At 44.0% G+C, this 11,442-nt stretch carries 11 protein-coding genes; 2 read left to right on the plus strand and 9 right to left on the minus strand.

Annotation, left to right across the window (positions count from 1 at the left end; genetic code table 11):
- Positions 1-54 precede the first annotated feature (54 nt).
- The 9 genes from ispE to B3763_RS08725 all read right to left on the minus strand — a co-directional run bounded on the left by ispE (position 55) and on the right by B3763_RS08725 (position 9,838).
- Entirely contained in the window at positions 55-870 is an 816-nt protein-coding gene (gene ispE / locus B3763_RS08685; protein ID WP_286745738.1) for a 4-(cytidine 5'-diphospho)-2-C-methyl-D-erythritol kinase, read from the minus strand.
- 111 nt (positions 871-981) lie between these two features.
- Positions 982-1,800, minus strand: a complete 819-nt coding sequence (locus B3763_RS08690; RefSeq protein ID WP_286745740.1) for an enoyl-ACP reductase FabI — start codon at positions 1,798-1,800, stop codon at positions 982-984.
- A 74-nt stretch (positions 1,801-1,874) separates the two neighbouring features.
- Positions 1,875-3,005, minus strand: coding sequence for a carbohydrate porin (locus tag B3763_RS08695; protein ID WP_286745742.1), 1,131 nt, complete (start codon positions 3,003-3,005; stop codon positions 1,875-1,877).
- A 111-nt stretch (positions 3,006-3,116) separates the two neighbouring features.
- A complete protein-coding gene (recN, locus tag B3763_RS08700; RefSeq protein WP_286745743.1) occupies positions 3,117-4,772 on the minus strand; it encodes a DNA repair protein RecN in 1,656 nt (551 codons plus the stop codon).
- A gap of 100 nt (positions 4,773-4,872) precedes the next feature.
- Complete coding sequence (locus B3763_RS08705; RefSeq protein WP_286745745.1) at positions 4,873-5,775, minus strand: DUF4835 family protein; 903 nt, start codon at positions 5,773-5,775, stop codon at positions 4,873-4,875.
- On the minus strand, positions 5,762-6,958 hold the full coding sequence (gene coaBC / locus B3763_RS08710) for a bifunctional phosphopantothenoylcysteine decarboxylase/phosphopantothenate--cysteine ligase CoaBC (RefSeq protein WP_286745747.1): 1,197 nt from the start codon (positions 6,956-6,958) through the stop codon (positions 5,762-5,764). The genes B3763_RS08705 and coaBC overlap by 14 nt, the downstream gene beginning before the upstream one ends.
- Before the next feature lie 5 nt (positions 6,959-6,963).
- Positions 6,964-7,290 (minus strand): DNA-directed RNA polymerase subunit omega, encoded by a 327-nt coding sequence (locus tag B3763_RS08715; protein WP_189629767.1) that lies wholly within the window; start codon positions 7,288-7,290, stop codon positions 6,964-6,966.
- 1 nt (position 7,291) lies between these two features.
- On the minus strand, positions 7,292-8,122 hold the full coding sequence (locus B3763_RS08720; protein WP_189629768.1) for an outer membrane protein assembly factor BamD: 831 nt from the start codon (positions 8,120-8,122) through the stop codon (positions 7,292-7,294).
- A gap of 210 nt (positions 8,123-8,332) precedes the next feature.
- Positions 8,333-9,838, minus strand: coding sequence for an OstA-like protein (locus B3763_RS08725; protein ID WP_286745750.1), 1,506 nt, complete (start codon positions 9,836-9,838; stop codon positions 8,333-8,335).
- Here B3763_RS08725 and tilS point away from each other — a divergent pair.
- Both tilS and B3763_RS08735 read left to right on the plus strand, forming a co-directional pair.
- Positions 9,825-11,225 carry a tRNA lysidine(34) synthetase TilS gene (gene tilS, locus B3763_RS08730; RefSeq protein ID WP_286745751.1) on the plus strand — a complete coding sequence of 467 codons (1,401 nt, stop codon included), beginning with the start codon at positions 9,825-9,827 and terminating at the stop codon, positions 11,223-11,225. The genes B3763_RS08725 and tilS overlap by 14 nt on opposite strands.
- A 92-nt stretch (positions 11,226-11,317) precedes the next feature.
- The coding region (locus B3763_RS08735) for a lactate/malate family dehydrogenase (protein WP_286745755.1) at positions 11,318-11,442 on the plus strand (125 nt) is incomplete at its 3' end.

Genomic DNA, 11,442 nt, shown 5'->3' on the forward strand with positions numbered 1-11,442 from the left:
CACTAAGAAGTAAAAGGAAGGTCCAACGCATGGATGAAGAAACGAACTTTCTTACTACAGGTACATGGTTTGATAAAAGAATTTGTCTTTTAGGGCCCGAATTTCTTCCGGTTTAGAATTGAAAAGCCCGAAAATACTTGATCCTGAACCACTCATGGCCGCATATTGAGCCCCCGATTGATAGAGTGTGTCTTTGATTGTTTTGAGTTGAGGATGATCTTTAAAAATCGAATCTTCAAAGTCATTGACCAGCTCTGTCCGCCACCGTTCAAAGTTTTTGCTTAAAAGAAGGGGTTCAAGTTCTGTGGGGGCTGCTTTGGGACTCACCCCTGCATAAGCCTTTTGTGTAGCTATGTGAATGGCCGGATATACCAGCACCAGGTACATTCCACTTAAATCAAGAGCCAGGGGAGAAAGCTCTGTGCCGGTGCCCGTGGCCATTGCGGCTTGATTACCGATAAAAAAAGGGCAATCGGATCCTAGCTCTCCTGCATATTCTTCCAGTAAACTATCATCTAAGAACAGCTGAAAGTGTTGGTTCAGGGCTTTGAGCATAAAGGCAGCATCTGCCGAGCCTCCTCCCAAACCTGCTCCAATAGGAATGTGTTTATGCAGGTGAATATCGAGCTCCGGAAGCTGAAAATCCTTCTTTAACAGCTTGTAAGCTCTAAGCACTAAATTGTCCTTTCCATCTTGGGGAATGTGGCTTCCGCTGGCCTGAAAGCTTGTTTTCTTCTTAGCGGGTACAAACTCCAGGGCGTCTTTTAGTGGGATGGGGTAAAAAGAAGTATTGATGGCATGATAGCCGTTGCTGAGTTTCTCAGTGATTTGTAAACCAAGGTTAATTTTTGCGTTGGGAAAAACCAGCATGTTGTATAAAAGGGGGCTTAACAACTACTGTGCTCACCCTAATGGCCTGTGTAAAAAGAATTACTAAAGCCCCGATGATTGACACACGAGTTGCTAAGACCCCTGTTTGTATTATTTATCTTTCTTCAAATCTTCGATCAACCGATCTGTAATGCCCGAGGTAGAAAATCCTCCATCGTGCATTAGGTTTTGCATGGTTACCATTCGCGTAAAGTCTGAGAAATACATTACACAGTATTTGGCACAATCTTCAGCACTGGCATTGCCTAGTGGAGACATTTTGTCGGCATAATCATAGAATACATCAAAACCTCCAACACCGGTGCCGGCAGTGGTCATGGTTGGCGATTGAGAAATGGTATTTACACGTACTTTTTTAAGTCGGGCAAATCGTTCTCCATAGCTTCTGGCGATAGACTCAAGCATGGCTTTGGCGTGGGCCATATCGGAGTAGTCAGGGAAGGTTCTCTGCGCTGCAATGTATGAGAGTGCCATTATAGATCCCCACTCATTCATGGCGTCTAACTTCTCGGCTGTTTGCATTACTTTATGGAAGGAGATAGCCGAAACATCGAGTGTTTTCATTAGCCAGTCGTAGTTTAGGTCGCCATAGTCTTTGCCTTTTCTCACATTGGGGCTCATGCCAATGGAGTGCAGAACAAAATCTATTTTTCCGCCTAAAACCTCCATAGACTTGGTAAACAAGTTTTCCAAATCTTCTACAGAAGTAGCATCGGCCGGAATAATTTCGGCATTACACTCTTCAGCCAGTTTATTAATTGTTCCCATTCGCAGAGCAATTGGGGCGTTGGTCAATGTAAAAGAAGCACCTTCGGCATGGGCAACTTGCGCCACTTTCCAGGCGATAGAGCGCTCATCTAGCGCACCGAAAATGATTCCTCTTTTTCCTTTAAGTAGGTTATGTGACATGATATTCGATCGTTTTGCGTGTCAAAAATAGGGAATTGGATTTAAAATGGAGAGTTTGCAGAATCACATTTAGCTCAGAATTCAATATAGGCCCTGAGTGCCAGTACAACGGGGTTTTTCATAGGTCTGCGAATTTCGTTCATGCCTATGTAGTGGAAGTAGGGCTGAAGACTGAGCCAGTCGTCAACTTCTTGCTTAAAGTTAATTTCAAGCACTGTTTCGGAGGCCAGCCCATCGGCCAAATTTCCATATTCTGTATTTACTTTGGCATGAGCAACAGCCATTCCCAGAGCATTGGGTCGACTGGAGTTTATGAGATTGTCTATTTTCATTCCCAACCCCAGGTAATAGTCGAGCAAACTTGCCTTTTGTTTAACCGTGAGGTTGTATTGTGCAAAAAGGCTGAGCTTCTTCTTTTCTTGCCATTGCAAGAGCATAAGATCACTCACCAGGTAAAGTCCGGAAAGCCCGTCCGTGGTTGTGTTTGCACCGGGAGTATAATCAGTAAAGGTACCTGAATGATAGTAAAACCCCACTTTCTGTACTAACCGGTTTTTGAACAGTTGGAACCGCGGCTCCAGAACGTAAATGAGTCCCTCTTTTTCATTCAGGGCCCAGTTAATGCCCAGGTAGTTGTTTCGGGGCATGGCAAACTGACCATCGAATATACCGGCTTTAATCCTCACCAACTCGGTAATGGGTATCTGAGTGGTAAGTGAAAAACCGGTTACCGGGTAGGTGGGGGCGGGTACGTTCATAGCGGCTACAGCATCTATGCCAAAAGAGCTATGCGTAAAGAGCAATCCGTTGCGGCTAACGAGAAAATCGGTGTTGATATCCACCTGCCCCAGTTTCACCCAAAAATCACCTTGTTTGTATTGATAATAGACCTCAAAGAAGCCGTAATTGAAACCGGCTTCAAGGTTCGAGAATGTTTGCAAGTCGCCAACAATGTTGGCTGAGGGTTCTCCACCGTGAGTAAGTGCCAGGCTAAGGTTCAGGCTATGGCCTTTTGGAAAATTGAGTTGACTGGTGTTGAGCAGCCAACCAATAAAGTGAATATCTTTCCCTGAATTGGACGATGTGTAAGCCAGTATTTCGGTGAGATAGGCCGTATGATTTTCGTAAGAAATTCTTTGGTCTTGGGCTGCCAGGTTACAAACGAACAGCAGGCACAGAACAGCGTATACAGCGCATCTCCTCATAACTTCCAAAATACTAAAGGAGAGGCTAAAAGTAGTGACCTCGATTGAAATCAGAATTGATCTAAATAAACGTTAATGACTGTCTGATTTTGAGAGAGGTGTGGAAACGCCTCAACCCATGTTCATTAGTTCGCGGGCCGAGTCCAGGGCTTTGGCCGATGCTCCTTTGCCTCCAATCATTTCGGCAATTTCCTTCAGGCGATCGGCTTCGTTGAGGAGTTTAATCTGGCTGTTGGTAGTGGTTTCAGACTCATCTTTATACACAAAGTAGTGAGCTGCACCTTTAGCGGCAATTTGTGGCAAGTGGGTAATGGTAATTACCTGATGGTTTTGTGCCATTCGTTCCATCATTTGCGCCATTTTTATAGCAATTTCTCCGGAAATGCCCGTATCTATCTCATCGAATACGATTGTAGGTAAGGCGGTTTTGTCGGCCAGAATGTACTTTATGGCAAACATAAGTCGCGAAAATTCTCCACCGGAAGCCGCTTGTTTTAACGGGCTGGGAGAGATGCCTTTATTGGCCGAAAAGAGAATATCAATTAGGTCTGAACCCGATGGGCTCAATGCGATTTCCTCATGTTTTACCTGAAGGGTGGCACTGGGCATCCCCAGGTCGCTCAGTAGTTCTTTTACCGATTGCTCTAGCTGAACGAATACGGCTTTTCGCGAATCTGAGAGTGCTTTGGCTTGTTGTTGGGCGGCCGCAAGAGCTCTGCTTTCGGCTTTGGCTGCCTCTTCTATGGCTTCATCGAGATTGCCCAGCCGCATTACTTTTTGCCCGAGTTCTTCATAAATATCTAATAGTTCTTCAATAGAGCCTACCTGATGTTTTTGTTGCAGCTTGTAAATGAGGCTCAACCGCTCCTGACATTCTTGCATACGTTGCGGGTCTACCTCTACCCGAGCCTCCTCATTTTCAAGTTCGCTCACAATATCTTTCAGCTCAATTTGCAGACTTTCAATACGCTCTCTTAATTGTTCATAGGCTTTGCCATAAGCGCTAATTGAACTCAGGGAACCTTTTAATTCCTGAATTAGCGAAAGGGCATTGAATTCGGACTGATCGGTGAGCATTAAGGCTTCGTTGAGCTTTGTTTTAATTTCTTCGGCATGTTCCAGCCGGGAAAGCTCTTGTTCCAATTCGTCTTGCTCATTTGGAGACAAGGCGGCTTTGTCGAGTTCTTCAAACAAAAACTGATAATAGTCGGCCTCTTTGCTCATTTGGTTACCTTCTTCAACAAGCTCACGGTGTATTTTCTGTTTCTCTTTGTAGAGGTTATAAGCTTGTTTGTAGGCTTGCTTGAGCGGTTCATTATTGGCTACAATATCAATTACCTGCAATTGGTATGTGCTATTGCCAAGAGCCAGGGTTTCATGCTGAGAGTGCACGTCCATTAGACGTACGCCCAGGGCCTTAAGCACTTCTAAGGTAGTGGGTGAGTCATTTATAAAAGCTCGTGATTTGCCATTGGCGTTTACTTCTCGCCTTACAATGCACTCCTCGTCATAGTCAAGGTCGTGAGCTTCGAACAGGTCTTGAAGCGCGTAGGCTTTTATGTCGAATATGGCTTCAATAATGCACTTCTTGCGCTCATCGAACACTACACTCGACTCGGCTCTTTTACCTAACAGGAGTCCGAGGGCACCCAGCATAATAGATTTTCCGGCCCCAGTTTCGCCCGTAATAATATTGAGCGAGCCCACCGGACGAATTTGCAGTTGCTTAATGAGAGCGTAGTTTTCTATGGAGAGGCTTTTCAGCATGAAGCAAAAGTATCAATTCAGCCTACTCTAAACAACATCATTTTTTACCGGATGGAGCAATTTTAAGAAGGGAGAGAGTGCAAGTGCCGAGGGGCTAAACTCAGTTTTGAACAATCTTTTGGTACTTTGACCTGCGGGTTGGGTCTAGCTTAAGTAATTCGTTGTATACCTGCCTGCGAAGAGACATTTCACCCTGTGAAAAAATATTTACCAATTCGTCATTTTTTGCATCGAGAAAGGCAATAATGAGGATGGCATTGGGTTGAATAGCATTTACTTTTTGAATCTCTACCAGCGATTCATAAATATTTTTACGAGCTTCTTCGGGGGTGTCTTGAAAAATATCAAGTCCGTTGAGGTGGTAATCGTATAGGGCTTGTCTAACCGGTTGAAACTGACCGTTGCTAAAGAGGTTTTCTACCAGCCAATATCTGTTTCTTCGGCTTTGAAACTGCCCCCAGCCAACGGCTCCCGAGTTTTGTGCATTGTTCACTATGGTTAGGGCTCTTTCATAGTGCGATGTACCTCCAAGCGGACTAAAAGAGTCGTAGTCTACGCCTAGTGCGATATAAGCATAGTAGGCCAGAAGGGAGGTGATGTTGTTGGTAAAGCTGTTTTCATTGAATTGCAACGGCTGCGATTGTGTAAATTGAAATTCCCAGTCGCGGTCGGCAAAGTTGAGCAACAATGTTTCATAGGTGCTACCATACACGGGGCGCACCACCTGAATTTGAGCGTTGGCTGTAAATCTGCCAATGCTGGGCTGATCTTGAATGGTGAGAATTAGGTTGCCTTTTATTTTTTCATTGTTTCTGAACTGATCATCGGTCCATTTCGTGTCATTCAAAAACCGTTCGAAAGCGGTTTTCATTTCTTCAAAGATGCCACGCTCAGTGGTTTGAACAACATCGGCATTAATACTTACTGTAAAGTTGAGTTCCTGAGCACAGAGTGGTGCCAGGCCAGTGAGTAACAGAAGTAGTGAAAGGCTAAATTTTTTCAACGATGTTTTTGATAATGTCTTTGGCAACCTCGGTTTTAGACTTTAACTCAAAATGTTGAATATTATTGGCTTTGTCAATGAGGGTAATCTTATTGGTATCGTGTCCGAAGCCTGCACCTGTGTCTTGCAACGAGTTAAGTACGATCAGGTCGAAGTTTTTACTTTTTATTTTTCCCTTGGCGTGTTCTATCTCGTTGTTGGTTTCCAGAGCAAAACCCACATTGAATTGTTCTTCTCTTTTTTTAGATCCGAGTGTTTTGGCAATGTCTATGGTCTTGCTCAGTTTGATTTCAAAGGTATCATTTTCCTTCTTTATCTTATGGTTGGCCACCTGAGCAGGGGCATAGTCGGCCACGGCTGCCGCAAATATATTGATGTGCGATGTGGCATAGTGTTCTTCACAGGCCTCATACATTTCTTTTCCACTTCTTACATTGATTCTATTCACCAGGGGATGTTCAATGACTAAGTGAGTTGGGCCCGCCACCAAGGTGACATGCGCACCCATTTGAGCTGCTTCCTGAGCCAGTGCAAAGCCCATTTTACCCGAAGAGTAGTTGCCAATGAACCGTACCGGATCTATGGCTTCATAGGTTGGCCCTGCTGTAATGAGTACCTTCTTGCCTTTTAGAGGGGCGTTTCTGCCAAAAAAATCAGAGAGACTTTCTGTCAACTCTTCCGGTTCGGCCATTCGTCCCTGGCCAACAAGACCACTGGCTAGTTCTCCGTGCCGTGCTTCTATGAGTGTATGGCCAAATTGCTGAAGTCGTTGAATGTTGGTCTGCACCGCAGGGTTCTGATACATGTCTAAGTCCATGGCCGGGGCAAAAAGCACCGGACAACGGGCGGAGAGGTAGGTGGCCAGTAACAGGTTATCGCAAAGGCCATTAGCCATTTTGGCTATAGTATTAGCACTGGCCGGGGCTATAATGAATGCATCGGCCCACAGCCCCAGGTCTACGTGGTTGTTCCACTCACCTTCCTGGCCTTGAGTAAAATCAGAAAGCACCGGGTTTTTAGATAGGGTAGAAAGGGTTAGTGGAGAAATGAATGATTTGGCAGCTTCGGTCATTAAAACCTTCACTTCCGCTCCTTCTTTTACCAATAACCTAACGAAAATAGCAGCCTTGTAGGCTGCTATGCTGCCGGTTACCCCGACTATTATTTTCTTACCCTTCAACATGAAGATTATTTATCTTCTGCTGCAGCCTCTTCGGCTTCTTTGAATCTGAAGTAGATTTCACCATTCAAAAACTCTTCAATGGCCATAGCTGTAGGCTTTGGCATTCTTTCGTAGAATTTAGAAATCTCAATTTGCTCTCTGTTTTCGAAGATTTCTTCCAGGTTATCCACAGTAGAAGCGAATTCGGCCAGCTTGCCGTTGAGCTCCTCCTTCATGTTGCTGGCAATTTGCTTAGCTCTTTTTGAGATAATAGCTACTGACTCATAAATGTTGCCGGTTTGAGCGGCTATTTGGTCAGTATCTCTGGTAATGATTGATGGACTTGCTGCCATATTAATCGGTTTTCAGTTTATTTAATTCTTTTATCGATTGTTCGTAATAGTCTTTTACCCGATTGGTATACTGGCTTTCAGGATACTTTTCGGTAAATTCTCTGTAAAGTTCGATCGTTTTGTCGAACCGCTCTTTCCTCTTGGTTGTAATGCTGTTGTCGGCCAGCTTAAAACTGGTTTCAACACTCAGATACAGCAACTCCTCGTTGTACTTGGAGTCGGGAAAATCTTCTTTAAAAGCCTCAAAAGTAACGAGGGCTGCCTCTAAATAGTTTCTGTAAGAAAGCCCTGTTGTGAGTTTGTAGTATAGTTTGGCTGTTTGGTAGGCTTTGGTTTCAAACCGTACCTGAAGCTCATCTATTATTCGGTTGGCTTCCTGATAGCGCTGAGAGGCGGGGTAGCGGTTCAGGAAGTTTTGCATGGCTATTACGGCCTGTTCAGAACTGTTTTGGTCTAGTTCCGCATCGGGAGAGTCAAGATAAAGCGAATAGGCTTCCATGTATTGTGCCTCTTCTGCCAATGGGCTTCGGCCAAATGTCTGGTAAAATTCTTTGAACTGATAGGCGGCCAACTGGTATAGGCCCATATAGTATTCGCTGTAGGCCCAGTAGTATCTAATTTTTTCCGCTTGTTCAGAACCTCTGTAATAGGGATATATGCGTTCAAAGAGCAATTTGGCTCTATCGTATTTGCCTCTTTCGTAATAGGCTATGGCTCCGTTATACAGCTCGTTGTAATCGTTGGAGCGCTCCAGTTTGCCCAATGTGGTGGTGCAACTTGAGTATAAACTCACAATGGCTAGTAAAACGAAAAAGAAAGGGGCTTTTTTCATGAGCCTGCAAAATTATCAGTTTGATTAGACTTTTCCAATTTGTTCAAATGGCTTAAGAGCAATTAATGCTATGACGTACAGTAGTTTTAAGCCATGGTGCTTCATTTTGAAACGAAGCTCTTGCGTTAAGTATGCTTAGCACAAACGAAGGTAAGAGGTTCATTAATTTTATGTGACTGAGGCTAGAAAGATTAACCATTTTTAACCCGGCTAGCGGTCATATCGTAAATGCCTCGCCACTTGTTCAAGAGTGGGTTTTTCATCGCCAAGCCAATTGAAGCCTCGCAAGCGTCTGTCTAACCGGCTAATCTCAAATTCGGGCTTCACCTGGCCGTCTACCTGTTCATAATTACGGATTTCTGTTATGGTATTTTGGCTAAAATAAAGAGCCATATTGGAGCACTTCATGCTGTTCATAGATACAGCCCCCGAGGTTTCTTTTAGGTAATAAATACTTTCACCGTTTCCGTTTACGTGGGTCTTACTAATGAGCCCCTCATTAAAGTAGACCTCCATATCGCGGCCTTTTACCTGATTGTAGTTTCCCAAAGTATCTTTGGAAATCACAAACGAATTGAGTCTGAGGTTCATTTTGTCGATTTTATTGTTTCGAACCTCAATGTTAATGGAGTCTGCTTTTATCTGGCTGTTCTCTACCCAAATAACCGGATCGGTGTACATGTAAATCACCGAGTCGGCAAAATTATAGCTTACCGAGTCGGCCATGCCTTGCATATTCGATTTGAACATTTTTACCTGATGGTATGCTGTGAGGTACTTGTTGTTCTCATCAGATTGGTCGGAGAACAACGTGTCTGCACTAATAAACAGAGAGTCGCCTTCCATCATTTTTCGCAAATAGGCCTGGTCGTAGACCAGCGAAGTCTTTTTCAATTTATTGTAGAAGCCCTTCTCACCATATATGGTCAGTGAGTCGGGTTTAGAGATAAGCTTGATGTTTCTGCTGGCGTTGTATAACTGCTTTTGGTCGTCTGTAATGAGCGTGTCTGCTTCAATAAAATAGTCCGGGCCATTAATGTTGCCTCGGTAAACTTCGGCATACTGCAACTGACGGTTATAAATAAGCCCATGGTTGGTTCTAAGTGTGTCAGCGTCAGAGGTAATGCCTATGGTTTTTCCCTTGGTTTTGGCCAGAGAGGTGTTAGTGTTATAGTAAAGCGTATCGGCAGCCAGATCGAAATCAGGGTTGGTCATGGTTACCTTCTGAAAGAATTCGGCTTGTTTGGTTTGGGTATGATAATACCCCCATTGCGACTGCAGCTCATTTTGAGAGTCGATGAGGCGTCCGCCATTAAAGTAGTTTCCGGTTTTAGTAGTGCGGTTGTAATCCAGAAAATCAGTGTAGAGGGTTACGCTATCGTCTTTCATTACCACATTGTTGCGGAGTTTGGCCCTTCGCGTATTACCATCGTACTCCATGTAGTCGCTCTCGATGTGAAGTGGGTCTACCGTATCTATAATTCTTACTCTGCCAAAAGCTCTGGCCGAATTGGTTTCTTTATTCAGATAGGCCGAGTCGCAGTAAATGTTGGTGTTGCCTTGTACCAGCCAAACATCGTTTTTGAGTCGCTGCACACTTTCTTTGCCAATATTAACTTTTGCTAAAAAGCCTGCTCGTTTGAGCTTTACCTCGGTTTGGCTCATTAATGGGCTGCACAAGGCTAGTATAATTAGGTAAAATGTGAGTCTTCTCATTCGTACGGGGGGCAAAATTAGCGATTTGTGCTATTTTTGGGTCATGTATGATCGCTTTTTACAGTTTATCAAAAAGCATGCCTTGATAGACCCGGGCGATCGCATTCTGGTAGGAGTGAGTGGAGGGGTAGATTCAATGACTCTACTTCATTTGCTCAAAAAGTCAGGATACCCTTTGGTGGTAGCTCATTGCAATTTTCAATTGAGGGGCGAAGAGGCAAATAGGGATGAAGACCTGGTAAGAAATTATTGTCGCAAAGAGGCCATCACTTTTGAGGTACAACGCTTCCAAACCAAGGCCTATTCCCAACAAAAGGGTATTTCTACCCAAATGGCTGCCCGTGAGTTGCGTTATGAGTGGTTCAAAATGCTTCGGATAACTCACAATTGCCAGAAAGTGGCTATAGCTCATCATTTAGATGACTCCATAGAAACATTCTTTTTGAATTTGGCCAGAGGAACTTCGTTGAAAGGACTGAGGGGAATTGCGCCATGCAACCGGGAGGTAATACGCCCCTTGTTGGAGTTCACCAAAGAAGAATTGATAGAATTTGCCACAGCAACGGGAATAGAGTGGCGCGAAGATGCCAGTAATGCGGAGTCGTATTACAAAAGAAATCTTATCAGGCATCAGCTCATTCCTATTATGCACCAGCTCAATCCGGATTTTACAGGGGTAATGGCTCAAAACCTGCAAAAACTATCCGCTCGTTATTATACTTCTGAAAGGCTGTATGATGGTTGGAGGTCGGAGTTTATAAAAACCGGTACGAATGGTTTTCATTTGTCCAAAAAGGCTGTGCTAAGTGTATGTCAGAGCGCGTATGATCTATATGAGCTACTTAGAGACTTCAGTTTTAACTATGCTACTTGCCAACAGTTGTTCGATTGCTTGCAAGAAAATACAGAAGTTGGGAAAGTATTCCTCTCGGCAAGTCATAGGCTTGTTATAGATAGAGAGGATCTTTTAATAGTCAACGACAGCAATGCAGAGGTGCTACCACAGGTGGTTATGGAAAACACCGGTAGCTTTAAGGTAAATGGGGTTGGCTACACCATTCGGTTATGCTCTGCAGGTCAGGTTGCGGTAGATAAAGCGTCTGAAAATGCCATGCTCGACTTCGAAAGACTCCGTTTTCCCTTGCATTTGAGACCCTGGAAAATGGGCGATTCGTTTGCTCCTCTGGGCATGAAGGGCAAGCGCAAACTGGTCAGCGACTTTTTAATCGATGCCAAGGTGCCTTTATCAGAAAAAGGGAAGGTGATGGTTTTAGAGTCTAAAGGAGAAATTGCCTGGCTAGTTGGTTTCAGAATTTCAGAGCACTTCAAATTGTCTACTCAAACCACTAGCATTTGGTATGCCCGGAAAGAGAGCGCAAGCCATTGATAAAATAATGTGCTAAACATTTGTGCCTGAATTTTATTTAGAATTAAGGCTGCTTAACTTTGCCGCGTTTGTAAAAATAAACCCTTAAACCCATGAAAGTAACTGTAGTAGGTGCCGGAGCAGTAGGTGCCAGTTGTGCAGAGTATATTGCTATCAAAGACTTTGCTTCAGAAGTAGTTCTAATTGATATTAAAGAAGGTTTTGCCGAAGGTAAAGC

The organism is Roseivirga sp. UBA1976, assembly GCF_002336325.1.
GTDB lineage: Bacteria > Bacteroidota > Bacteroidia > Cytophagales > Cyclobacteriaceae > Roseivirga > Roseivirga thermotolerans.